This is a genomic window from Pseudooceanicola aestuariicola (assembly GCF_045763785.1).
Classification (GTDB): domain Bacteria; phylum Pseudomonadota; class Alphaproteobacteria; order Rhodobacterales; family Rhodobacteraceae; genus Pseudooceanicola.
In genome coordinates this window covers 1,242,724-1,265,137 of record NZ_JBJGSF010000001.1, presented here as the reverse complement: position 1 = coordinate 1,265,137, position 22,414 = coordinate 1,242,724, and the positions used below count along the sequence as shown (strand labels likewise).

23 protein-coding genes are annotated in these 22,414 nt (G+C 61.1%); 12 read left to right on the top strand and 11 right to left on the bottom strand.

The features are described 5' to 3' along the window. Nucleotides 1–70: 70 nt before the first annotated feature. The 3 genes from ACI3GR_RS05735 (at nucleotide 71) to ACI3GR_RS05725 (ending at nucleotide 4,499) form a co-directional block, all read left to right on the top strand. On the top strand, nucleotides 71–1,117 hold the full coding sequence (locus ACI3GR_RS05735) for an ABC transporter permease (RefSeq protein ID WP_407493121.1): 1,047 nt from the start codon (nucleotides 71–73) through the stop codon (nucleotides 1,115–1,117). Between the two features lie 10 nt (nucleotides 1,118–1,127). Further along, entirely contained in the window at nucleotides 1,128–2,324 is a 1,197-nt protein-coding gene (locus ACI3GR_RS05730; protein WP_407493120.1) for an ABC transporter permease, read from the top strand. Between the two features lie 93 nt (nucleotides 2,325–2,417). After that, nucleotides 2,418–4,499 (top strand): dipeptide ABC transporter ATP-binding protein, encoded by a 2,082-nt coding sequence (locus tag ACI3GR_RS05725; RefSeq protein ID WP_407493119.1) that lies wholly within the window; start codon nucleotides 2,418–2,420, stop codon nucleotides 4,497–4,499. An 84-nt stretch (nucleotides 4,500–4,583) separates the two neighbouring features. Here ACI3GR_RS05725 and ACI3GR_RS05720 read toward each other — a convergent pair whose 3' ends face one another. The 5 genes from ACI3GR_RS05720 to ACI3GR_RS05700 form a co-directional block, all read right to left on the bottom strand. Next, a complete protein-coding gene (locus tag ACI3GR_RS05720) occupies nucleotides 4,584–5,102 on the bottom strand; it encodes a hypothetical protein (RefSeq protein ID WP_407493118.1) in 519 nt (172 codons plus the stop codon). Between the two features lie 138 nt (nucleotides 5,103–5,240). Next, complete coding sequence (locus ACI3GR_RS05715) at nucleotides 5,241–5,846, bottom strand: lytic transglycosylase domain-containing protein (protein ID WP_407493117.1); 606 nt, start codon at nucleotides 5,844–5,846, stop codon at nucleotides 5,241–5,243. Between the two features lie 87 nt (nucleotides 5,847–5,933). After that, on the bottom strand, nucleotides 5,934–6,527 hold the full coding sequence (locus ACI3GR_RS05710) for a helix-turn-helix transcriptional regulator (RefSeq protein ID WP_407493116.1): 594 nt from the start codon (nucleotides 6,525–6,527) through the stop codon (nucleotides 5,934–5,936). A 26-nt stretch (nucleotides 6,528–6,553) separates the two neighbouring features. Next, nucleotides 6,554–7,093, bottom strand: a complete 540-nt coding sequence (locus ACI3GR_RS05705) for a cytochrome b/b6 domain-containing protein (protein WP_407493115.1) — start codon at nucleotides 7,091–7,093, stop codon at nucleotides 6,554–6,556. A gap of 69 nt (nucleotides 7,094–7,162) precedes the next feature. Then, nucleotides 7,163–7,420 carry a PepSY domain-containing protein gene (locus tag ACI3GR_RS05700; RefSeq protein WP_407493114.1) on the bottom strand — a complete coding sequence of 86 codons (258 nt, stop codon included), beginning with the start codon at nucleotides 7,418–7,420 and terminating at the stop codon, nucleotides 7,163–7,165. A gap of 234 nt (nucleotides 7,421–7,654) precedes the next feature. Between ACI3GR_RS05700 and ssb the strand changes: the two genes are divergently transcribed. Next, nucleotides 7,655–8,170, top strand: coding sequence for a single-stranded DNA-binding protein (gene ssb, locus ACI3GR_RS05695; protein WP_407493113.1), 516 nt, complete (start codon nucleotides 7,655–7,657; stop codon nucleotides 8,168–8,170). A 79-nt stretch (nucleotides 8,171–8,249) separates the two neighbouring features. On the opposite strand, the gene ACI3GR_RS05690 is transcribed toward ssb, so the two are convergent. After that, the gene (locus tag ACI3GR_RS05690) at nucleotides 8,250–8,393 is read right to left on the bottom strand and encodes a hypothetical protein (RefSeq protein ID WP_407493112.1); all 144 of its coding nucleotides are present in this window, start codon (nucleotides 8,391–8,393) and stop codon (nucleotides 8,250–8,252) included. A 119-nt stretch (nucleotides 8,394–8,512) separates the two neighbouring features. On the opposite strand from ACI3GR_RS05690, the gene ACI3GR_RS05685 reads away from it, so the two are divergent. Both ACI3GR_RS05685 and typA read left to right on the top strand, forming a co-directional pair. Then, entirely contained in the window at nucleotides 8,513–9,358 is an 846-nt protein-coding gene (locus ACI3GR_RS05685; RefSeq protein ID WP_407493111.1) for a GNAT family N-acetyltransferase, read from the top strand. Between the two features lie 52 nt (nucleotides 9,359–9,410). Further along, nucleotides 9,411–11,228 carry a translational GTPase TypA gene (typA, locus tag ACI3GR_RS05680; RefSeq protein ID WP_407493110.1) on the top strand — a complete coding sequence of 606 codons (1,818 nt, stop codon included), beginning with the start codon at nucleotides 9,411–9,413 and terminating at the stop codon, nucleotides 11,226–11,228. Between the two features lie 103 nt (nucleotides 11,229–11,331). Here the strand turns inward: typA and ACI3GR_RS05675 are convergent, their stop codons facing one another. The 3 genes from ACI3GR_RS05675 to ACI3GR_RS05665 form a co-directional block, all read right to left on the bottom strand. Next, nucleotides 11,332–12,054 (bottom strand): phosphatase PAP2 family protein, encoded by a 723-nt coding sequence (locus ACI3GR_RS05675; protein WP_407493109.1) that lies wholly within the window; start codon nucleotides 12,052–12,054, stop codon nucleotides 11,332–11,334. An 80-nt stretch (nucleotides 12,055–12,134) separates the two neighbouring features. After that, entirely contained in the window at nucleotides 12,135–13,046 is a 912-nt protein-coding gene (locus tag ACI3GR_RS05670; RefSeq protein ID WP_407493108.1) for a VOC family protein, read from the bottom strand. Then, the gene (locus tag ACI3GR_RS05665; RefSeq protein WP_407493107.1) at nucleotides 13,043–14,008 is read right to left on the bottom strand and encodes a glutathione S-transferase family protein; all 966 of its coding nucleotides are present in this window, start codon (nucleotides 14,006–14,008) and stop codon (nucleotides 13,043–13,045) included. Before ACI3GR_RS05665 ends, ACI3GR_RS05670 begins: the two co-directional genes overlap by 4 nt. A gap of 147 nt (nucleotides 14,009–14,155) precedes the next feature. Between ACI3GR_RS05665 and ACI3GR_RS05660 the strand changes: the two genes are divergently transcribed. Continuing rightward, nucleotides 14,156–14,737 (top strand): VOC family protein, encoded by a 582-nt coding sequence (locus ACI3GR_RS05660; RefSeq protein ID WP_407493106.1) that lies wholly within the window; start codon nucleotides 14,156–14,158, stop codon nucleotides 14,735–14,737. Between the two features lie 76 nt (nucleotides 14,738–14,813). Here ACI3GR_RS05660 and ACI3GR_RS05655 read toward each other — a convergent pair whose 3' ends face one another. Together ACI3GR_RS05655 and alaS are read right to left on the bottom strand one after the other, a co-directional pair. Further along, nucleotides 14,814–15,101 (bottom strand): DUF1330 domain-containing protein, encoded by a 288-nt coding sequence (locus ACI3GR_RS05655; protein ID WP_407493105.1) that lies wholly within the window; start codon nucleotides 15,099–15,101, stop codon nucleotides 14,814–14,816. Between the two features lies 1 nt (nucleotide 15,102). Next, a complete protein-coding gene (gene alaS / locus ACI3GR_RS05650) occupies nucleotides 15,103–17,793 on the bottom strand; it encodes an alanine--tRNA ligase (protein ID WP_407493104.1) in 2,691 nt (896 codons plus the stop codon). 207 nt (nucleotides 17,794–18,000) lie between these two features. Between alaS and rfbF the strand changes: the two genes are divergently transcribed. The 5 genes from rfbF to ACI3GR_RS05625 are packed head-to-tail and all read left to right on the top strand — an operon-like array spanning nucleotide 18,001 to nucleotide 22,385. Then, nucleotides 18,001–18,768 carry a glucose-1-phosphate cytidylyltransferase gene (gene rfbF / locus ACI3GR_RS05645; RefSeq protein WP_407493103.1) on the top strand — a complete coding sequence of 256 codons (768 nt, stop codon included), beginning with the start codon at nucleotides 18,001–18,003 and terminating at the stop codon, nucleotides 18,766–18,768. Then, complete coding sequence (rfbG, locus tag ACI3GR_RS05640; protein WP_407493606.1) at nucleotides 18,750–19,808, top strand: CDP-glucose 4,6-dehydratase; 1,059 nt, start codon at nucleotides 18,750–18,752, stop codon at nucleotides 19,806–19,808. The genes rfbF and rfbG overlap by 19 nt, the downstream gene beginning before the upstream one ends. Next, nucleotides 19,805–20,353, top strand: coding sequence for a dTDP-4-dehydrorhamnose 3,5-epimerase (gene rfbC, locus ACI3GR_RS05635; RefSeq protein WP_407493102.1), 549 nt, complete (start codon nucleotides 19,805–19,807; stop codon nucleotides 20,351–20,353). Before rfbG ends, rfbC begins: the two co-directional genes overlap by 4 nt. Next, a complete protein-coding gene (locus ACI3GR_RS05630; RefSeq protein ID WP_407493101.1) occupies nucleotides 20,350–21,573 on the top strand; it encodes a methyltransferase domain-containing protein in 1,224 nt (407 codons plus the stop codon). Before rfbC ends, ACI3GR_RS05630 begins: the two co-directional genes overlap by 4 nt. Continuing rightward, nucleotides 21,570–22,385 carry an NAD-dependent epimerase/dehydratase family protein gene (locus ACI3GR_RS05625; protein ID WP_407493100.1) on the top strand — a complete coding sequence of 272 codons (816 nt, stop codon included), beginning with the start codon at nucleotides 21,570–21,572 and terminating at the stop codon, nucleotides 22,383–22,385. The genes ACI3GR_RS05630 and ACI3GR_RS05625 overlap by 4 nt, the downstream gene beginning before the upstream one ends. Nucleotides 22,386–22,414: the final 29 nt, after the last annotated feature.

The following is a 22,414-nucleotide window of genomic DNA, read 5'->3' as shown; positions in this document are numbered from 1 at the left end:
CTTCCCGGCCACTTGGTCGACCCCAAGGCAGTGAGGCGCCAGACCTCTCGCCCAAGGCACAGGGATACATATGCTCTTCTTCCTTCTGAAACGGGTGGGAACGATGCTGCTGACGGCGCTCTGCCTTAGCTTCATCGTGTTTTTCCTGACCAACCAGCCCGCGATGCTGGAAAAGGTTGCCAAGTTCGAAGGCAATTCGCGCATGTCGGACGAAGAGGTCGCGCGCTATCTGGAAAACAACGGGTTCGGTCAGCCGATGGTGGTGCGCTACGGCGAATGGCTGGGCGTGATCCCCGGCTGGACACGCGAAGATGACGATGGCCGCATCACGGGCCGCTGCATCGACAGCGGGGTCGATCCCGCCGAGGCCCCATCATATTGCGGCGTCTTGCAGGGCGACTGGGGCGGTAGCCGCGTCTTCCGCGAAGAGGTTTCGACCATCGTGGGCATCCGGCTGGCGCTGACCGGCAAGATGATGTTCTGGGTGATGCTGCTGATGGTCCCCGCCGCGCTGATCATCGGCGTGCTGGCGGGGATGCGCGAAGGGTCCAAAGTGGATCGCGGGTTGTCCACCCTGTCCATCGCCACCACCGCCACGCCCGAATACGTGTCCGGCGTGATCCTGATCGCGGTCTTTGCGTCATCGGCCGTGGGGCTGAAGTGGTTCAAGGGTACCGCGACGGCGGCCATGGAAAATGCGACGTTCGAAAACTTCTTCCTGCCCGTCCTGACCATCGCCCTTTACGGCATGGGCTATATCGCGCGGATGACGCGGGCCAGCATGGCCGAGGTCATGACCGCGCAATACATCCGCACCGCCCGCCTCAAGGGCGTCAGCTTCCGCAACATCGTTCTGAAACACGCCCTGCGCAACGCGCTGATCGCACCCTTTACAGTGATCATGCTGCAATTTCCCTGGCTGCTGAACGGCGTCGTGATCGTCGAGACCTTGTTCAACTACAAAGGCCTCGGCTGGGCGCTTGTTCAGGCGGCGGGCAACAATGACATTGACCTGCTCATGGGCATTTCGGTCGTGTCGGTCATCGTGGTTCTGGTGACGCAGCTGATATCCGACATCGGCTATGTCTACCTGAACCCCCGCATCCGCATTTCATAAGGAGGAGCCCATGGAACCGCTATCCTGGGGGGAAATCCTCCTTCGCCTCGCCATTCAGTTCATACCGGTCTGGATCGCTTTGGCGCTGACCTTTGGCCTGTCCATCGCCTACAAACGGCGGCTGGGGCTTTACGGCAAATTGTTCGACAATGTCATCGGGATGATCGGCTTCGGCATCGTGATGTTCTGGATCTACACGGCGCTGTTCGTCGGGCTGTTCGACTGGATCATCACGCATGACCCTCTGTCGGCTGTGTCCGGCATGAAAAACAAGGTGCCCGGCACCCCGCTTGTCGGGGCCGAGGACGGCGATTACCCCTATTACCTGCTTGGCGGCGATACGCTGGCGCGCGATGTGTTCTCTCGCATGGTTCAAGGGTCTTGGGTCGTGATCCGCATCGCGCCGCTGGCCACGCTCTTCGCCTTCATGGCGGGCATCACCCTTGGCCTGCCTGCGGGCTATTTCGGCGGGCGGCTGGACATCGCGCTGTCGTTCCTTGCCAACCTGATCCTCGCCTTCCCGGTGATCTTGCTGTTCTACCTGCTGGTGACGCCGGAAATGGTGACCTCGGGCATCCCAAGCTACATGGCCATCGTGCTGTTCATCCTGCCGATCCTCTTCCTGATCGTCATGGTCAATTCGCGCTATCACACGCAGCCGATGCAGCGGAATATCATGATCGCTGTCGTGGTAATCGTGCTGGGCTGGCTCTACCTGTCGCTGATCAATGACGCGGGCACACCGGTCAACTTCCTCGCCCCGGCGCTGGACCTGTTCGATATCCCCGGCGGCATCCTCGTGGTCTTCGTCTCGGTCGTCTTCGTCAACGCGCCCACGGTCTTTCGGATCGTGCGGGGCCTTGCGCTGGACATCCAGACGCGCGACTACGTGGCCGCCGCCCAGACCCGGGGCGAAGGTCCGTGGTACATCATGCTGTGGGAAATCCTGCCCAATGCGCGCGGGCCGCTGATCGTCGATTTCTGCCTGCGCATCGGCTACACCACCATCCTGCTGGGCACGCTCGGTTTCTTCGGCCTTGGCCTGCCGTCCGACAGCCCGGACTGGGGCACCACGATCAACCAGGGCCGCAAACTGCTGTCGATCTATCCCCACCCCGCCATCGTACCCGCCTTTGCTCTGCTCAGCCTGGTCCTCGGCCTCAACCTCCTCGCCGATGGCCTGCGCGAAGAAAGCCTGAAGGATTGATAATGCCACACGCCCCTATCTTCTTCTGGTCCATAAATACCCTCGGGGGTCCGGGGGCAGAGCCCCCGCAGCGCCCTCAGACAGGAGCCTGACATGAAATCCCCTGACACTGACGGCCCTATTCTTGAGATCGACCAACTCTCGATTTCATTCTTCACGCGTCTGCGCGAAATCCCCGCCGTGATGGACTTCTCGGTCAAGGTCATGCCCGGCGAAGCGGTCGGGCTGGTGGGGGAATCCGGCTGCGGCAAATCCACTGTCGCCTTGGGTGTCATGCAGGATCTGGGCGTCAACGGGCGCATTGTCGGTGGCAGCATCAAGTTCAAAGGCCGCGACCTGTCCCAGATCAGCGCCGAGGAATTGCGCGACATCCGTGGCAATGAAATCGCCATGATCTATCAGGAACCAATGGCGTCGCTGAACCCCGCGATGAAGATCGGCAAGCAGTTGATGGAAGTCCCGATGATCCATGAAGGGATCAGCGAAAAAGACGCCCGCGCGCGGGCCTTGCAGGTCGTGACAGACGTCAAACTGCCCGATCCGGAACGCGTGCTGGATGCTTATCCCCACCAGCTCTCGGGCGGGCAGCAACAGCGCATTGTCATCGCCATGGCATTGATGTCAAAGCCATCGCTGCTGATCCTTGATGAACCCACCACTGCGCTGGACGTCACGGTCGAGGCCGCGATTGTCGAATTGGTCAAAGACTTGGGCAAGAAATACGGCACCTCGATGCTGTTTATCAGCCACAACCTCGGGCTGGTTTTAGAGACCTGCGACCGCATCTGCGTCATGTATTCGGGCGAGGCGGTCGAACGCGGGTCGATCGAGGATGTCTTCGACCAGATGCGCCACCCCTATACGCAGGCGCTCTTCCGCTCGATCCCCCTGCCCGGCGCCAACAAAACCGCGCGGCCCTTGGTGGCGATCCCCGGTAACTTCCCCCTGCCGCACGAACGGCCCCGGGGGTGCAACTTTGGCCCGCGTTGCGATTATTTCGAAGCGGGGCGCTGTGATGCCAAGACCATCCCGATGTTCAACATCACCGGGGATGATCGCCACACCACCCGCTGTCTGCGCCATGATGAGATCGACTGGGACGCGCCGCCTTCGGACGTGATCGAAAAAGGCCGCTCCGAGATCGGAGAGACGATCCTGAAGATGGACGATCTGCGGAAGTATTACGAGGTCTCGGCCAATGCCCTGTTCGGTTCGGGCGCGACTAAGGTGGTCAAGGCCAACGAGACGCTGAGCTTCGAGGCGCGCGAGGGAGAGACGCTTGCCATTGTCGGGGAATCCGGCTGTGGGAAATCGACCTTTTCCAAGGTTCTGATGGGCTTGGAAACCGCGACGGATGGGAAAATTCTTCTGGACGGGCGCGAAATCCAGGACACGCCGATCGAAAAGCGCGGGGCCAAGACCATCGCGGATGTGCAGATGGTGTTCCAAAACCCCTTCGACACACTGAATCCGTCGATGACCGTGGGGCGCCAGATCATCCGCGCGCTGGAAATCTTTGGCATCGGTGACAATGATGCCGAACGCCGGGAAAAAATGCTGAACCTGCTGGATTTGGTGAAACTGCCGCGCGAGTTCGCGGATCGGATGCCCCGTCAGCTGTCCGGCGGGCAGAAACAGCGGGTCGGCATCGCGCGGGCCTTTGCGGGCGGTGCACGGATCGTCGTGGCGGATGAACCGGTTTCGGCCTTGGACGTCAGCGTTCAGGCAGCGGTCACCGATCTGCTGATGGACATTCAGCGCGAAGAAAAGACGACGCTGCTCTTTATCTCGCATGACCTCAGCATCGTGCGCTATCTCAGCGACCGGGTGATGGTGATGTACCTTGGCCACGTGGTCGAAATGGGCACCACGGATCAGGTCTTTGCGCCGCCCTACCATCCCTATACCGAGGCGCTTTTGTCCGCCGTGCCCATCGCCGACACCAGCGTGAAGAAAAAGCACATCGTGCTGGAGGGCGACATTCCGTCCGCCATGAACCCGCCGCCGGGCTGCCCGTTCCAGACGCGCTGCCGCTGGAAGGATCAGGTGCCGGGGGGCCTATGCGAAAAAGAGGTGCCGCCCATGCGCATGCAGGACGGCCACCAGATCAAATGCCACCTGAGCGAAGAGCAACTGGCCAGCATGGAGCCGGTGATCAAGGTCGCGGCAGAGTAGACGCGCGGCGTCGGCCTTATACAAAAAGACCCCCGTACCGCAAAATACGAGGGCCTTTTCTGACTTATGAATGCGGGCGCGCGATTAGTTGCGCACTTCGCCTTCGTCGGGAAGCTCGTCCACACTGGCGGCAATCTCGGCTGCGCGGTCGGCGAAGGCATAGACCATGGCGGTGTAGAACTCTTTGTCATCGGGCGAAAACGCCGGGTACGGCACTTCGGCCTCATAGGCCTCCAGCAGCACAGGCTCGGATACTTTCACCTCGGGGTTGCGGGCATCGACCACTTCGACAAGGCCCTCCAGCACATTGAACTCTCCGCTGGAGGTCAGCACGGGGTTGTCGTTCAGACGCAGGCCGGTCACCAACACGTCGATGTTCAGCGGGCGGAAATCATCTTCATCCGCCAGATCGACGCGGGCGCGAATGGCGTTTTCGATGTCGGTCGCAATCTCGGGGTAGAAGTCCAACGCATTGGCGTTGTCCATCGCCTCAAAGTAGGTATCGGCTTCGATGTCCTTGATGGGGAACGGCCCTTCCAACGCCAGCGCCGGGGTCGCAACGGCCATCGACAGGCCCAATGCAGTCAAAGTTTTCTTCAACATCTTCAATCCTTTCCAGCCTGCTCCTCATGTCCATTTGGACAGGGGTCACACAGGCCATCGCAGTCATGCGCGGTGTGGCGAGATAACCGCGCAGCGATGGAAAGGTTCCGACGATTTTTGCAAGCACAAGGTTGCTGATCAGCTGCCCCAGATGATCCGCACGTAGTTCAGCGTTTCCTTGTACGGGGGGACGCCGTTGTATTTTTCAACCGCACCGGGGCCAGCGTTGTAAGCGGCCAGCGCCAGACGCCAGGATTTGAACTTGCGGTATTGCTGGGCCAGATAGCGCGCGCCGCCTTCAAGGTTCTGGCGCGGATCATGTGGGTCGACGCCCAGCTTGCGCGCCGTGGCGGGCATAAGCTGGGCCAGACCGATCGCGCCCTTGTGGGACAGCGCCTTGTCGTTCCAGCCGCTTTCCTGCTGCACCAGCCGCAGGAACAGGTCTTCGGGCACGCCATGCTGACGCGCAGCGTTGCGGGCCGTGGACAGATGCGGACCCTTGTAGCGACCGCGCCACGCCTTGACGGATTCATCGCCCCACTTGGATGGCGTCACCACGCGCGTCGGCTGCAACCGGACCGAGTTGTTGTATTGCTGGCGGGCACGGGTATCGAGAACGCTGGTCTGGGTTCCGAACAGTTTGTTCCGGGACCGCGACGACAGAACATCGGCCACGGCCAAATCCGGCGCAATGACGCAAACCGCCAAGGCCGCTGCTACCAGCGTGGATCGTGCCTGTCCCAAGAGATGCCCCTAATCTGCCAATGCATCCGTGTCTGGGCGGAGTTTATGCAGGTTTATCCACAAATTGCCACCGTGAATTGCCCGCGATCACCGGGACGTCACCCCATCGGCGGAGTGCTGCGCATTCCCCGCCCCAGTTTGCGTCGACTGCACAAGGTCACCGGACAACAGATCCTCGACCACCAACGCCAGCAGCGCGTTGCGCCCGGCCAGACCGGATTTGCGATAGACAGCGTTCAACTGCGCCTTGACCGTGCCCTCTGCGCTGCCCCGGATCGCGGCGACCTCACTGATGCTGAGGCCCTTCAGGGTCAGCCAGGCCACGTCTTTTTCGGATGCGGTCAGGGACCAATCGGCGAAATAGGCTTCGACCAGATCGTGCAGCCCCCCTGCGGCGGCGGTGACGGCGCGCGACAGGCGGCGCTGCCGGGTGACAAGGAAAATCAGAACGCGCACCTGAATGACCAAAGCCACCAACAGGGCTGCCGACGCGATGGTTTCCACCACGATATGCCAGTTGGCAAAGGCCACGCGCCCGCTGCCCCAGATGTCGGCGATGGCGTCAGAGGCAAAGAAGATGACACAAAGCGCCTGCAACAGGATCAACCCGGCCAGCAGATAGCTGGAGGCCGGGTTTCCCGCCACGCCGCGAACGGAGGTGTTCGCGACGGCGTCTGTCATAGGTCCATGGGATTGGCCGTTCGGGGTCATGCAGGGCTTTCATCGGTGGCGGGCATGTTTTTTCTACCCGTTACCATGGCGCGCGGCAAATTCACTTTGGTGCGCCAGCTTTCATAGACAACCGCCGCGATATGGGCGACGACCGATACCTCGGCCCAGGCGACCATGACTTCATGCGCCTCTTCGACCCAGCCGACGCCCCAGAAAGCATTGGTGGTCATCATCCAGCCCGTCAGTCCGATCAGCAGCATCGACCCCAGCAGGTTGTAGATCATCAAGGCCCCCAACGGCGTGTGACCGACGTGGCGGGTGACGCGGCCGGTGGCCATATCCCCTACCTGCTCCATCGATGCGGACAGGCTGGGCGGAAAGTCCTTGAACCGGGCGTGGCGGGTGCCGATCAGCCCCCAGAGGATGCGGACCGCGATCAGCCCGACAACGGCATAGCCCACCCATTCGTGCAGCTTGCTTTCGTCATCTGTAAAAAGGGCGTTGGCGGCGAAACCTGCGACAAGCGCCCAGTGGAAAATGCGGACCAGCGGGTCCCAAACCTTAATGCTTTGCATGGCGAAGTCCTTGGTTGCGGCCCCGGGCCAGACAGCCCGGAACCGGAGAGACAGGGGGAACGGTGCGGATCAATCGTCCGTTTTGGACCGGGCGATGTTCAGGTCTTTGTCGAGGTACAGTTCCAGCCGCTGACCGTCTTTCAGCGCATAGACTTCGATCATGCCGTCTTCGGCGTCGATCTTGCGCACGTCATAGCCTTGGGCCGTCAGCTTTTCGGTGATCTGTGCGCGGGTTTCCTGAGAGATCATGCCATAGTTCGACGCCTGCAGGGCGGTGGCGCCAGTGGTTGCGGTGATCAGGGCGGCAAGCAGAGCGAGCTTTTTCATTGGGGTTTTCCTTTGCTAAGTGTGGCTGCCTGAGTGCTGGCAGTGACGGAAGATTTGCCCATGCCGACCGGTGCCGGCCATTGAACCGGGGTTGCAGATGTCCCGCTTAGACCCTGAGCTTGCGCGCCTATAACCCGGGTTTAGGGGGCGAATACTTGGGTCGGGCAACTTTACTCTTTCGTAACTCTCTGGTGTAACCGTCCGACATAAGGAATCCGTATACAGGGGGCTGCGATGGCTGGATCCGTCAACAAGGTCATTATCGTTGGAAATCTGGGCCGCGACCCCGAGGTCCGGTCGTTCCAGAACGGGGGCAAGGTGTGTAACCTGCGCATCGCCACGTCCGAGAATTGGAAAGACCGTAACACCGGCGAACGCCGTGAACGCACCGAATGGCATTCGGTGGCGATTTTCTCGGAACCGCTGGCCCGCATCGCAGAGCAATATCTGCGCAAGGGGTCCAAAGTTTATATCGAAGGTCAGCTTGAGACGCGGAAATGGCAGGACCAGTCCGGTCAGGATCGCTACTCGACCGAGGTGGTGCTGCGGCCCTATCGTGGCGAACTGACCCTGCTGGATGGCCGTGGTGATGGCGGCGGCAGTGGCGGTGGTTATGGTGGCGGCTCTCAAGGCGGCTATGACGACCGGGGCGGCGGCTATGACAGCGGCGGCGGGTACGACAGCGGCCCGTCCGGTGGCAGCGGTGGCGGCGGCGGCGGTCGCGATCTGGACGACGAAATCCCGTTCTGATCGGGCGACGTCGATCAAGGCCAAAGCCTATGACACGATTAAAAAGCCGGGCTTATTCGCCCGGCTTTTTAATGCGCGCCTAAAGCATATGGATCATGATCCGCGCCGCGATCACCGCAGTCAGCCAAAGCGCCGATCCAAGTAAGGCGATCACCAGCGCACCCTGCCACGTCAGCCGGGCGGAAGGCAGCGTCAGATCGCGTAGAACGTATCTCACAGACATGCCACCAACCTAAATCCGGGGGGTAAATATCGGGTTGATCGTGGGGGCGAATTTTACCGCGGCCCCACCGAGGACGTTAACCATGCTTTCAGAGGCCTCGTGCTAAGCTGATCGCAGCCATGGATTTGCCTGACCTGATCCCATTGCAACAATCGTCGCGCTATGTGGCGACCCTGCGCCTGATGGGGCGGCAGGTGATCGATCTTGCGCCGGATGGGGACACACCGCTTTATGCCCTGCGGCGGCGTTTCGGGCCTGTGCCGCTCTATTACCTGCCGCGCGCCGACCTTGGCGACGGGCGCGCCAAGTGGCTCTCTGCCCTGCCCCGCCGCGCGGCGCGGCTGGTGATCCCTGAGGTGCCCGATCAGACCGCTGGCGACACCCCCGGCTTTCCCATCCTGACGGCACAACATATCGCCGAACTGAACGTGCCGCGCCCCCCGGTGATGGATCACATATGGGCGAATATGCACGGCAAGTGGCGCAATCGGCTGCGGCGGGCGCAGGATAGTGCGCTGGTGGTGCGCGAAACGCTGTATGACCCTGACCGCGACGCCGCCCTGCTGCGCCCCGAACTGCGTCAGCGACGGCGGCGGGGCTATCGCAGCTATACGCCCGCCTTTCTTGCGGCCTATGCCACGGCCAATCCGCACCAGACCTGCCTGCTACAGGCGCGGCTGAACGGCGACACCATCGCCTTCATGCTGTTTCTGCTGCACGGGCCTGTCGCCACATACACCACAGGCTGGACGGGATCAGAGGGGCGCAAAACCCACGCTCACAACCTTCTGATGTTTGAGGCGATGAAGCGGCTCTTCATCAAGGGCATCTGCCGGATCGACCTTGGGACCATCGACACCGACGACGGGATGGCGCTGGCCCGGTTCAAGCTGGGCTGTGGCGCGCGTGCACGGACCTTGGGGGCGACGCGCCTGATCCCGCCGGGTTTCCGCGTTTCCCCCTAGCCTTTTCTGCAGATGCAGTATACGCGGGCGCCAACTCACCAAAGGACGCCCCATGGATCTGCGCAACATCGCCATCATTGCCCACGTTGACCACGGCAAAACCACGCTCGTGGACGAGCTGCTGAAACAATCCGGCGCTTTCCGCGAAAACCAAGCCGTGGCCGAACGCGCCATGGACAGCAACGATCTGGAACGCGAACGCGGTATCACCATCTTCGCCAAACCGACGAGCGTCGAATGGAAAGGCACCCGGATCAATATCGTGGACACCCCCGGCCACGCCGATTTCGGCGGCGAGGTCGAGCGGATCCTGTCCATGGTCGACGGCGTGGTCCTGCTGGTGGACGCGGCCGAAGGCCCGATGCCGCAGACGAAATTCGTGACCTCCAAGGCACTGGCCCTTGGCCTGCGCCCCATCGTGGTGCTGAACAAGGTCGACAAACCGGATGCGGAACCTGACCGCGCGCTGGACGAATGCTTTGATTTGTTCGCCTCTCTCGACGCAGACGAAGACCAGCTGGACTTCCCGCATATGTACGCCTCCGGCCGCTCGGGCTGGGCCGATCACGACTTGGACGGACCGCGCAAGGATCTGTCCGCACTGTTCAACCTGATCGTGAACCACGTGCCTGCACCGAAGCAGCAGAAAAAAGCGGACGATGATTTCCGTATGCTGGCCACAACTCTGGGCGCTGACCCCTTCGTGGGCCGCCTGCTGACGGGCCGGATCGAGACTGGCAAGATCAAGGTCGGCGCCACCGTGCAGGCCCTGTCCCGCGTTGGCCAGAAGATCGAACAATTCCGCGTCACCAAGATTCAGGCCTTCCGTGGTCTGGCCCAGCAGGACATCGAAGAAGGCGTTGCAGGCGACATCGTTTCGCTGGCTGGCATGACGAAGGCGACCGTGGCCGACACGATCTGTGTGCTGGCCGTGGACGAACCGCTCGAAGCCCAGCCCATCGATCCGCCGACTATCACCGTGACCTTCGGCATCAACGACAGCCCGCTGGCGGGTCGTGACGGCAAGAAGGTTCAGTCGCGCGTGATCCGGGATCGCCTGATGAAAGAGGCCGAATCCAACGTCGCCATCAAGATCAAGGACACCCCCGGTGGCGAAGCCTTTGAGGTTTCGGGCCGTGGCGAACTTCAGATGGGCGTTTTGATCGAAAACATGCGCCGTGAAGGGTTCGAACTGTCGATCTCTCGCCCGCAGGTTATCATGCGTGATGGCGAGTCGGGCCGCGAAGAGCCGGTCGAAGAAGTCACCATCGACGTGGATGACGAATACACCGGCGCAGTCATCGAAAAGATCACCGGCCCCCGCAAGGGCGAACTGGTCGAGATGAAGCCCGCCGGCGCTGGCAAAACGCGGATCATTGCGCATGTGCCGTCGCGCGGGTTGATCGGCTATCACGGCGAGTTTCTGACCGACACGCGCGGCACCGGCGTGCTGAACCGCGTCTTCCACGGCTGGACCACCTACAAAGGTGCGATCGAAGGCCGTCGCGCGGGCGTTCTGATTTCGATGGAGAACGGGGAAGCCGTGGCCTATGCCCTGTGGAACCTCGAAGATCGCGGACGCATGTTCCTTGGTGCGCAGGCGCCGGTCTACACGGGCATGATCATCGGCGAACACAGCCGTGAAAACGATCTGGAAGTGAACCCGCTGAAGGGCAAGAAACTGACCAACGTCCGCGCCTCTGGTACGGACGAGGCGGTTCGTCTGACCACGCCGATCACCATGTCGCTGGAAGAGGCTATCGCCTACATCAACGACGACGAATTGGTCGAGGTGACGCCGAACGCAATCCGTCTGCGCAAACGCTATCTGGACCCGCATGAACGCAAGCGTCAGTCGCGCGCGTCCTAAGTTCTTCTGGTCAAAAATACCTAACGAAAGGGCGCGGCAACGCGCCCTTTTTCTTGGCCTGATGTTCTGGGGCCTGACGTCCTGACGCCTGACGTGCTCAGCCCTATTTGCTGGGTTCGATCCGCCCGCGGTGCTGCAACCAGCGCGCCACCAGCCAGATGCCAAGCGCCCAGAAGGCCCCCAGGGACCATCCCGCCAGAACGTCCGACGGCCAATGCACCCCCAGATAGACCCGGCTGGTGCCGACCAGAAGGCTTAGGATCACCGCGACGCCAAGGTAGAAGGCCCTGAGCCGTATGGATTTTTCCGACCGCGTCAGGATCACCGCCAATGTCAGATAGGTGACCGTCGCCATCATCGAATGGCCCGAGGGGAAAGACGCCGTTGCGACCTCTACCCCATGGGGCACAAGGTCTGGGCGCGGGCGAGAAAACCCCAGCTTGGTCACATGCGACAGCACCTGCCCGCCCAGCATCGCCACGGCCAGGAATCCTGCGGTGGCCCGCTGACGCTTCAGGATCAGCGCGGTGATTACCGCCAAGGTGATCAGCGACAACAGCGTCACCCCGCCAAGCGCGGTGATATCGCGCATCATGGTTTCAACCTGCGTCGATCCGATGGGGTTTGACGGATCCCCCGGCGTCCGCAACGCCAGCAACACCGTTTCGTCAAAAGCGTGCAGGTCGCCTTCGATCATCTCGGCCGCCAAGGCGACAAAGGCCCATAGTGCCCCGGCCGAGATCATGATGACCACCAGCGTGGCGATTTCGAACCGGCGCATTAGGGACTTGGGCGACGATATGTTGGGCAGGTCAGTGGTGCGCATGCCGTTGAATGTGGGATGTCTTTGCCATCTGGCAAGGCGTTCCCTTGGGCGTTGCCCCTAGCGCCGCCGCCCCCATCCGCTTAGCCAAACCTGATCCGCGTGCCCCAGTCGTCGACCCATTCCGCCGCGCCAGTGTCATTCGTTCCGCGCAGTTCCACGAAATCCAAGCCCGTCGCGCGTTCAGACCGGCGGGCGGCCCCGGCGCTCATCCATTCGTTGACGGCGATGTGGTGGTGATAGCCACCCGTCGACAGGAACACCGCATCCCGGCGCGCGCGCACGGCGTCAAAGCCAAGCGTGTCCTGCCACCACTGTGCGGCCTTCGTCGCTTCGCCAACCTTCAGGTGCACGTGCCCCACGACAGTGCCAGCAGGCGCGCCGGTCCAAGGCGTGGACATCGGCCCAAGCGACCCGAGGATGCCATCCACATCCAGCGGATCAGTGGCCATATCGATCTGACCGTCGCGCCAGACCCATGTGTCCTGCGGCCTGTCGGCGTAGATCTCGACCCCGTTACCCTCTGGGTCGGTCAGGTAGATCGCCTCGCTCACCAGATGGTCGGCGACGCCGTCGACGGGGATCACCTCATCCATTGCCATGTTGATCCAGCGCGCCAGATCGGGGCGCGAGGGCAGCAGAAAGGCGGTGTGGAACAGCCCGGCCTCAGTCCTTGGGGCCAGCCGCAGGGTGTCGTCCTGCGTTAGTTTCAGCAGGGGCACGCCAGCGGCCCCCAGCCAGATCACCGCGCCGTCGCGGGACACTTCACGCAGACCGACGGCCAGTTGATACCATTGCGACACGGCCTCGGCGTCGCGCACCTTCAGCCCGACGGTCCCCACATGGATCGGCGCGGACATGGGCAGCGGGTTTCCTGCCCGCGCAGTCCCGGCCAGACCAGCGGTCAGCATCGCCGCGCCAGCGCCCTTGATAAGGGACCGGCGGTGTATCCTGCTCCACTCTCTGTCGTGCGCGGCGGCTTGGGTCGGGATCATTGAACGCTCTCCAACAGGCGGGTGATATGGGCGGGGCCCGTGGGACGAATGCGCTGAGGGTTCAGGGCCTTGATTGAATAATAGCCGCGCGTGATGTGATCCATGTTCACCGTTTCGGCCACACCCGGCAGGCGATAAATCCGCTCCATATAGGCCTGCAGTCGGGGGTAATCCGCGATCTGGCGACGGTTGGTTTTGAAGATACCGTGATACGCCGCGTCAAAGCGGATCAGCGTGACGAAGGTGCGGATATCGGTTTCGGTCAGCCGGTCACCAAAGATGTAATCACCCTCCAGCTTGTCCTCCAGCTCATCCAAGATGTTGAACACGCCCTCAACCGCTTCGTCATAAGCCTCTTGCGAGGTGGCAAAACCGGATTTGTAGACACCGTTGTTCAGCTCGTCATAAATCCGCGGGTTCAGCGCCTCGATCTGGTCGGCCAGGTCCTCGGGGTACAGCCGCAGGTCCGACGGCACGAGGTGTTCAAACGCCGTGTCCAGCATCCGCAGGATATCGGCGCTCTCATTATTCACGATGGTGCCGGTCTGTTCGTCCCACAGCACAGGCACAGTGGCGCGGCCGGTGAAGGTGGGGTCGGCGCGGGTGTAAAGCTCGTGAATATGCGCCGCGCCGAACAGCGGATCCTCATCCGCGCCGGGATAGCCACCAAAAGCCCAGCCCTGATCGGTCAGCGTCGGGTTCACGACGGTCACCGCGATCATATCTTCCAGCCCCTTCAGCTTGCGCGCCATCAGTGTGCGGGACGCCCACGGGCAGATAAACGCGACGTACAGGCGATAGCGGCCCGGTTCAGCCTTAAAGCCCGCGTCGCCCGTCGGGCCCGCGCTGCCATCCGGCGTGATCCAGCTGCGAAAGCTGGACGTCTGGCGCACAAAACGGCCCTTTTCATCGGATTTCTGAACCGGGTCCCAATCTTTTGCCCATTCGCCATTTACCAGCATGACACACTCCTATCTGCGTTTGACGCACATATAACCAGTTCTGCGCGCAATCATATGCGCATCCGCACACAGAAAAGGTGCAGCGGAACACGTTCCTTTTTGGCCAGCCTGCCCTATTCTCTGTCTCAACCGAAGACGGAGGACACCATGCGCAAGCTTCAGACCCAAGGCGTACATCATATCACCCTGACCGGCGCCGACCGCCAGACATCGATCGATTTCTGGGAAGGCGTGCTGGGGATGCCGTTTATCTTTGACCAGCCCAATCTGGACGATCCGGACGAAGGTCACCTGTATTTCGATCCCGGCGATGGACGGCTGATCACGATCTTCACGAACGAAAAGCGCAAACCCGATCCGCGCCGCACGCCCACAGACCCCGGCTGCGTCCACCATCTGGCGTTCAACGTGTCCAAAGCGACTTGGGATCAGGCGGTCGAGCGGCTGAACGAACGCGGCATCGGCCATTCCGGCCCAAAGGACCGGGGCTTCATGGATTCGATTTACTTCAAGGATCCCATGGGGTTGCTGATCGAATTGGCCTGCTACCGGTTTGAACCGCCCGTGGGCTGCACCCATGCAGACGTGATGATCGAAGCGCACCGTATCCGTGTAGAACGCGGCGATTACAACATCGCGCAAATCCATCTGGCGGATGCGATCGAACTGCTTGTCACGCGTCGTCAGCAGACGTTGTCGTCAGACCGGGGACCGAAGAACCCCTACTGATCTTCATCTTTCCCAAAATACCTCCGGGGTGAGGCGGCACCGCCGCCGAGGGGCAGCGCCCCTCACCCGGCAAGGCTTACTCGGTGATCTCAACCACCATCAACTCACGCTCGGACGCGCCACGGGCGTGGTCCAGCGCTTCTTGGTATTCGGGCGAGTTGTAGCAATCGACCGCCGCCTCGACGCTTGGGAAACGGGCGACCACATTGCGCGGACGTTCCTTGCCTTCCAGCTGAACAAACCGCGCGCCGCGGGCGATGAAGGTGCCACCGTGTTTCGCGATCGCCGGACCCGCCAGTTCGGCGTATTTGCCATAGGCGTCGGCATCAGTGACGGTCACATGTGCAATCCAGAGTGCTGGCATCTTATCCCTCCAATACGACCTCTGCGGCCTTGATCGCGGCCTCGGCCTTGGACGCATCGGCACCACCGCCCTGCGCCATGTCCGGACGACCACCGCCGCCCTTGCCGCCCAGCTCGGGCACAGCCGCCCGCACCAGATCGACGGCCGAAATCTTGTCGGTCATATCCGCTGTCACACCTGCCGCCACGGCAGCCTTACCGCCCGTGTCGGCGATCAACAGCACCGCGCCCGATCCGATCTGATCCTTGAACTGGTCGATCAGCGCAGGCAGATCCTTGCCCGACACGCCGGTCAGCGCCTGCGCCAGGAACTTCACGCCATTGATCTCTTTCGCCTCGGCCCCGCCGCCCTGCCCGGACCCGCCGGACATGGCCAGATCACGACGCAGCTGCGCCACTTCGTTCTGCAGCGCGCGACGTTCGTCCATCAGCGCTTTGACACGCGTGACGGCTTCCGACCCAACGGCCTTGAGCATACCTTCGATCTGCGTCAGGGCCAGATCACGGCCGCGCAGTTCGGCCAAAGCCGCCTGCCCCGTCAACGCCTCGATCCGGCGCACACCAGCCGACGACGCGGTTTCCGAGGTCAGCGCAAAGGCCCCGATGTCGCCCGTGCGGGTCACATGGGTGCCGCCGCACAGTTCCAGCGAATAGGTATTGCCGTCCGTGCCCTTACCGGTGTTCTTCCGGCCCATGGACACGACGCGCACTTCGTCGCCGTATTTTTCCCCGAACAGCGCCTGAGCCCCCAAAGCGCGGGCATCGTCGGGCGTCATGATGCGCGTGTCGACGGGCGTGTTCTGACGGATGTATTCGTTCACCTCGGCCTCGACCCGGCGCAGTTCTTCATCGCTTAGCGCGGCGGAATGGCTAAAGTCGAACCGCAGACGATCCGGGGCATTCAGCGACCCGCGCTGCGCCACATGATCGCCAAGCGCCTCGCGCAGGGCTTCGTGCAGCAGGTGAGTGGCAGAGTGGTTGGCGCGGATCGTGGACCGGCGCGCGTGATCGACCTCAAGCGCGACAGCATCATTGGCATTAAACGTGCCACTGGCGATCTTGACGTTATGGGCGAAAATCTTGCCGCCACCCATCTTTTGCGTGTCGGTGACCTGCGCCTGATCGTCTTCGTTTTCCAGCCGCCGCAGCCAGCCGGTATCGCCGACCTGACCGCCAGATTCGCCGTAGAATGGCGTCTGGTTGGTGATGATCCACCCTTCATCGCCCGCATTCAGCGCATCGACCAGTGCACCGTCCTTGACGATGGCGATCACCTGACCTTCGGCGGTTTCTGTGTCATAGCCCAGGAAGTCCGTCGCGCCATGTTCATCAGCGATGTCGTACCACAGGCTCAGGTCCGCGCTTTCGCCGGTCCCGGCCCAAGCGGCACGTGCCTTGGCTTTCTGTTCTGCCATGGCGGTGTTGAACCCATCGGTATCCACCGTGCGGCCCTTTTCCCGCAGGGCGTCCTGCGTCAGGTCCAGCGGGAAACCGTAGGTGTCGTACAGCTTGAACGCCGCCTCACCCGGCAGCGCCGCGTCATCGGCCAACCCGGTCAATTCTTCGTCGAGCAGCTTCAGACCGCGATCGAGCGTCTGACGGAACCGGGTTTCTTCCAGTTTCAGCGTTTCTTCGATGAGCGCCTGCGCCTGACGGAGTTCAGGATAGGCCTCGCCCATCTGACGGACCAGTTCAGGGACCAGACGGTGCATCAGCGGATCCTGCGATCCCAGCAGGTGCGCATGGCGCATGGCGCGGCGCATGATCCGGCGCAGCACGTAGCCGCGCCCGTCGTTGGACGGCATCACCCCATCCGCGATCAGGAAGGACGTCGAGCGCAAGTGGTCCGCGATCACGCGGTGGTGCGTCTTGCCCTGCCCGTCCGGATCGGTCGAGGTTTTGTGCGCACTGTCTTCGATCAGCGCGCGCATCAGGTCGGTGGCGTAGTTGTCGTTGGTACCCTGCAGAAGGGCCGCGACCCGTTCGATGCCCATGCCGGTGTCGATCGACTGCGCCTCAAGCTCGCGACGCGATCCGTCTTCGAACTGTTCGTACTGCATGAAGACGAGGTTCCAGATCTCGATAAACCGGTCGCCGTCTTCTTCGGGGCTTCCCGGAGGGCCACCCCAGAATTTTTCGCCGTGGTCGTAGAAGATTTCCGTGCAGGGACCGCAGGGGCCGGTCGGACCCATCTGCCAGAAGTTGTCGCTGCCGCCATCGGGTTTGTCGCCGATGCGGATGATACGGTCGTCGCTGATGCCAGCGACCTTTTTCCAGATGTTCGCCGCCTCATCATCGGTGTGGTAGACGGTGACCAGCAGCTTGTCCTTGGGGATGCCCAGTTCCTTGGTCACCAATTCCCATGCAAAGGGGATGGCGTCGGATTTGAAGTAATCGCCAAAGCTGAAATTCCCCAGCATTTCAAAGAAGGTATGGTGCCGCGCGGTATAGCCGACGTTGTCCAGATCGTTGTGCTTCCCGCCAGCGCGCACACATTTCTGGGCGGTGGTGGCGCGTTTGTAATCGCGCGTCTCAACCCCGGTGAAGAGGTTCTTGAACTGCACCATGCCCGAGTTCGCGAACATCAGGGTCGGATCGTTGCGCGGCACCAGCGGGCTGGAGGGGACAACTTCGTGTCCCTGCTTGTTGAAGTAATTCAGGAAGGTCGAGCGGATGTCGGCGAGGCCAGTCATGATCGGCGCGGTCTTTCGGTCAGATTTCCGTTTGGGACGGGGATATCCTTATGCGTGTTGGGGGTAAAGGGGATTGAGCCATCCCGCGTCTCGACCAGCATCGAGTCTGAGCCTTTCGCAGCGTTGTCGCGAACGTAAACCTCTGGCGAAAATTAGTTTAGCTTACTAGAACACCCGCAGGGTATTGGATCGGGGATAATAAAGACTTTGAAGACAGTAATTCTTGCAGGTGGGCTCGGCACGCGAATTAGCGAGGAATCCCACATTCGTCCGAAGCCCATGATCGAAATCGGTGGGAAGCCGATCTTGTGGCACATCATGAAACTTTACGGCGCCCATGGCCTGAATGATTTCGTGATCTGCTGTGGCTACAAAGGCTATATGATCAAGGAATACTTCGCGAATTACTTCTTGCACACGTCGGACGTGACCATCGACATGTCGAACAATTCGATGGAAGTGCATCAGCGGTATGCTGAACCTTGGCGCGTCACCCTCGTAGACACCGGAGAGGCGACCATGACTGGCGGGCGCTTGGAACGCGTCCGGCATTTTTTGGATGAGCCGTTCTGCATGACCTACGGTGACGGCGTTTCCGACATCGACGTCACCGCGCTGGTCGCGCACCACAAATCGCATGATTGCGCGGCGACGATCACGGCCGTGCAACCAGCGGGCCGGTTTGGATCGCTGGATATCGAAGACGGCAAGGTGAAACAGTTTCTGGAAAAACCGCAGGGTGACGGCCGTTGGGTCAACGGCGGATTTTTCGTGCTGGACCCGTCTGTGATCGACCGGATCGACGGCCCAGACACGGTCTTCGAAGCAGGTCCGCTAGAATCCTTGGCGGGTGATGGGCAGCTCTCGGTCTGGAAACACGACGGTTTCTGGGCCGCGATGGATACTCTGCGTGACAAGACGGCGCTGGAAAATCATTGGCAATCCGGCAAGGCGCCGTGGAAGGTTTGGGCGTGAGCGGATTTTGGTCTGGTAGACGTGTTCTTTTGACCGGACACACCGGGTTCAAAGGGGCGTGGATGGCGCAGCTTTTGAACCAGCTTGGGGCAAAGGTTTTCGGCCTTGCACTTCCGCCTGAAGGCGACGTGTCGCTATTTGATCAACTGGATCTGGAAAACCGCCTGGATCATGCCGAAGTCGACATACGAGACTACGACAGGGTTGCGCAGCGCGTCGCCGAGGTTGAACCGGATATTCTGTTCCATCTTGCCGCCCAGTCGCTGGTACTTCGGTCCTACGACGCACCGCGCGAGACGTGGGATACGAACGTGGGCGGGACGACTAACGTGCTGGAAGCCGCGCGCGCCACGCACAAACCCATGACCGTCATCGTCATCACGACCGACAAGGTTTACAAAAACCGTGAGTGGGATCAGCCCTACCGCGAAAGCGACCGATTGGGCGGACACGACCCCTATAGCGCTTCCAAGGCGGCCTGCGAAATTCTGACCCAAAGCTGGCAAGCATCTTTCGGGCTAGAGGGATCGCTTAGGATTGCCTCTGCCAGGGCTGGCAACGTCATTGGCGGCGGGGATTGGGCCGAAAACCGGATCGTTCCGGATATCGCCCGCGCCTTTTTCAAAGACGTGGCCGTCGAGGTCAGAAATCCCGGCGCTGTGCGTCCCTGGCAACATGTCTTGGAACCCATTTCCGGGTACATGAAATTGGCCGAGCGTCTGCATGCGGACCTATCCCATGCGCGCGCCTACAATTTTGGCCCAGCCGCCGAAGATTTCCATTCGGTCCGCGATCTGCTGAACCAGTTCTGTGACGTTTGGCCCGGCGAATGGCGCGACACATCCTCTGGTTCGGCCCGGCACGAAGCTGGGTTGTTGTCGGTCACCAGCGATCTCGCCCGGCGACGTCTGGGTTGGAAGCCCGTTTGGAGCTTTGAGCAAGCCGTATCGAAGACCGCCGAATGGTACCGCGCACACGCCGAAGGGGCCGATGTAACCGCGATTACGGATGCGCAGATCAAAGAGTTTCTTGCCGCATGAAGGTCACTCCGCTCGAAATCCCCGGCCCCTGTTTGATCGAGCTTGAGCCGCGCGGCGACAACCGCGGATGGTTCGCGCGTAGCTATTGTGCGGATGAATTCGCGACTGCTGGCTTAGTGACAGACTGGCCGCAGATGAACCTGTCGTTCAACGCCCGCAAAGGAACAGTGCGCGGTTTGCATTTTCAGCGCCCGCCGGCGGCCGAGGTGAAGATTGTTCGCTGCATCGCCGGTGCGATCTACGACGTGGCCGTTGATCTGCGTGATGGGTCCACGACATACGGCCAGCACATCCATGTCGAACTGTCCTCGGAAAATCGCCGCGCATTGTATATCCCTGCGGGCTTCGCACATGGATATCAGACGCTAACCGACGATGTTGAAATGCTGTATATGCACTCGGCGCCATACAGCCCCGATCACGAAGGAGGGCTGGCTTTCACCGACAATAACGTCGCAATCAACTGGCCCCTACCCTTGCAGGAAATCTCTGATCGTGATCGCACACACCCAATTCTTGCGGACCTGGAGCCTATAAAACTATGAATTGCCGACACTGTTCCACGCCGCTTCACCGGCAGTTTTTAGACCTTGGCGCCGCGCCGCCGTCCAACTCCTACTTGACCCAGGACACGCTGAATCAGGCCGAGACCTTTTATCCACTGCGATTGTTCGTGTGCGACAGCTGTCGGCTGGTCCAAACTGAAGATTTCGCTTCGGCCGACACGTACTTTAATTCCGACTACGCCTATTTCTCGTCCACGTCTTCCAGTTGGCTAGACCACGCGAAACGCTATGCCACGGCAATGACCGACCGCTTCGACTTGAACGCGTCTAGTTTCGTGATCGAGGTCGCGTCGAACGACGGCTACTTGCTGAAGAATTTCGTGCAGGCGGGTATCCCCTGCCTTGGCGTTGAACCCACCAAGAGCACGGCAGAAGCGGCAGAGGCTATCGGCGTGCCCACCCTGCAGGAGTTCTTCGGCGAAGACCTAGGCCGAAAACTGGCTGCCGAGGGGAAAAAGGCCGACCTGATCGCCGGCAACAACGTCTACGCGCACGTCCCCGACATCAATGATTTCACACTTGGCATCGCGCAGGCTCTTAAACCCGAAGGCGTTGTGACGCTGGAATTTCCGCACCTGATGCGGCTGGTTGAATTCCGCCAGTTCGACACAGTGTATCACGAACATTATTCCTACCTGTCGCTGCTTGTGGTGTCGCGCATCTTCAAGGCCGCCGGCCTCCGCGTTTTTGACGTCGAAGAACTGTCCACTCACGGTGGCAGCCTGCGCGTCTTTGGCTGCCTCGAAGCGTCCGCCCGTAACCAGTCTGATCGTGTCGATCAACTACTGACCGAAGAGATCGGTCGCGGTATGGACGACGGAGATTTTTATTCGGCATTCCAAGACCAGGCAAATCAGGTCAAGGATGGTCTTGTGCGGTTCCTGCTGGACGAAAAAGCCAAGGGGACCACGATCGCGGGCTACGGCGCGGCAGCGAAGGGCAACACGCTTTTGAACTATGCGGGCGTTCGGCCCGACCTCTTGCCCTACGTCTGTGACGCCGCCCCGTCCAAGATCGGCAAATTCCTACCCGGCAGCCGCATCCCTATTCTGTCGCCAGACGTATTAACGGAAAAGCGCCCGGACGTCATTGTCATCCTACCTTGGAACATCGCTGACGAGGTCATGGCCCAACTGTCCGACCTTGCAGAACAGGGCACCCGTTTCGTCACGGCCGTGCCGGAAATCCGGGTACGATGAAACGGGTACTGGTCACAGGTGGGACGGGTTTCGTCGGACGGCAGGTCATCCGGGCGCTGAAAAATCGCGCTAAGGTCCACGCCACCCTTCGCCCCGGCCAACAGATCGAAGGCGTGACCACCATAGAGACGCCGGATTTATTCGCGGAAAGTCAGGCATGGTGGGGCGATGTCTTGCGCGACATAGATATAGTCATTCATCTGGCCTGGATCGCCACGCCGGGTGAATACTTGACCTCTCCGGTGAACCACGACTGCATGTGCGGGACACTGACAATGGCGCGCGCGGCCGCTGGCAAAGTTGCGCGGTTCGTTGGGATCGGGACCTGCTTTGAATACGAAATGACGGGCAAGGTTCTTGGCTTTAATGCGCCCTTGGACCCGCAAACGCCCTACGCGGGCGCCAAGGCTGGGACCCACGCTGCGCTGCAGGGTTTGTTTGCGCAATCCGATACACAATTGGCATGGGCGCGATTGTTCCACCTGTATGGGGACGGCGAAGACCCGCGGCGTCTGGTTCCCTTCCTGCACCAGAAACTTGCTGCGGGTGAGCCTGTCGATATGACCTCTGGCAAGCAGGTCCGCGACTTTATCGACGTCACCAAAGCGGGCGACATGCTGGCCGACGTCGCGTTGGGCGACATAACCGGCGCGTTGAACATCTGCACTGGTACCCCGATCACTGTTCGCGAATTGGCCGAGTCCATCGCTGACGGCTACGGTCGTCGCGATCTGCTTCGCTTCGGCGCAAGACCTGAAAACCTCTTCGATCCTCCGCATGTCGTCGGCAGCCCGCTGCAATCGAAACCCTGACCCATTTGAGTATCGGCGCCTCATGGCCC

What these genes read in the sequence shown, in the direction of transcription:
- ACI3GR_RS05735 (WP_407493121.1), top strand. Translation starts at nt 71, where the DNA reads ATGCTCTTCTTCCTTCTGAAACGGGTGGGAACGATGCTGCTGACGGCG.
- ACI3GR_RS05730 (WP_407493120.1), top strand. Translation starts at nt 1,128, where the DNA reads ATGGAACCGCTATCCTGGGGGGAAATCCTCCTTCGCCTCGCCATTCAG.
- ACI3GR_RS05725 (WP_407493119.1), top strand. Translation starts at nt 2,418, where the DNA reads ATGAAATCCCCTGACACTGACGGCCCTATTCTTGAGATCGACCAACTC.
- ACI3GR_RS05720 (WP_407493118.1), bottom strand. Translation starts at nt 5,102, where the DNA reads ATGTTGAAGAAAACTTTGACTGCATTGGGCCTGTCGATGGCCGTTGCG.
- ACI3GR_RS05710 (WP_407493116.1), bottom strand. Translation starts at nt 6,527, where the DNA reads ATGACAGACGCCGTCGCGAACACCTCCGTTCGCGGCGTGGCGGGAAAC.
- ACI3GR_RS05705 (WP_407493115.1), bottom strand. Translation starts at nt 7,093, where the DNA reads ATGCAAAGCATTAAGGTTTGGGACCCGCTGGTCCGCATTTTCCACTGG.
- ACI3GR_RS05700 (WP_407493114.1), bottom strand. Translation starts at nt 7,420, where the DNA reads ATGAAAAAGCTCGCTCTGCTTGCCGCCCTGATCACCGCAACCACTGGC.
- ssb (WP_407493113.1), top strand. Translation starts at nt 7,655, where the DNA reads ATGGCTGGATCCGTCAACAAGGTCATTATCGTTGGAAATCTGGGCCGC.
- ACI3GR_RS05690 (WP_407493112.1), bottom strand. Translation starts at nt 8,393, where the DNA reads ATGTCTGTGAGATACGTTCTACGCGATCTGACGCTGCCTTCCGCCCGG.
- ACI3GR_RS05685 (WP_407493111.1), top strand. Translation starts at nt 8,513, where the DNA reads ATGGATTTGCCTGACCTGATCCCATTGCAACAATCGTCGCGCTATGTG.
- typA (WP_407493110.1), top strand. Translation starts at nt 9,411, where the DNA reads ATGGATCTGCGCAACATCGCCATCATTGCCCACGTTGACCACGGCAAA.
- ACI3GR_RS05675 (WP_407493109.1), bottom strand. Translation starts at nt 12,054, where the DNA reads ATGCGCACCACTGACCTGCCCAACATATCGTCGCCCAAGTCCCTAATG.
- ACI3GR_RS05670 (WP_407493108.1), bottom strand. Translation starts at nt 13,046, where the DNA reads ATGATCCCGACCCAAGCCGCCGCGCACGACAGAGAGTGGAGCAGGATA.
- ACI3GR_RS05665 (WP_407493107.1), bottom strand. Translation starts at nt 14,008, where the DNA reads ATGCTGGTAAATGGCGAATGGGCAAAAGATTGGGACCCGGTTCAGAAA.
- ACI3GR_RS05660 (WP_407493106.1), top strand. Translation starts at nt 14,156, where the DNA reads ATGCGCAAGCTTCAGACCCAAGGCGTACATCATATCACCCTGACCGGC.
- ACI3GR_RS05655 (WP_407493105.1), bottom strand. Translation starts at nt 15,101, where the DNA reads ATGCCAGCACTCTGGATTGCACATGTGACCGTCACTGATGCCGACGCC.
- alaS (WP_407493104.1), bottom strand. Translation starts at nt 17,793, where the DNA reads ATGACTGGCCTCGCCGACATCCGCTCGACCTTCCTGAATTACTTCAAC.
- rfbC (WP_407493102.1), top strand. Translation starts at nt 19,805, where the DNA reads ATGAAGGTCACTCCGCTCGAAATCCCCGGCCCCTGTTTGATCGAGCTT.
- ACI3GR_RS05630 (WP_407493101.1), top strand. Translation starts at nt 20,350, where the DNA reads ATGAATTGCCGACACTGTTCCACGCCGCTTCACCGGCAGTTTTTAGAC.
- ACI3GR_RS05625 (WP_407493100.1), top strand. Translation starts at nt 21,570, where the DNA reads ATGAAACGGGTACTGGTCACAGGTGGGACGGGTTTCGTCGGACGGCAG.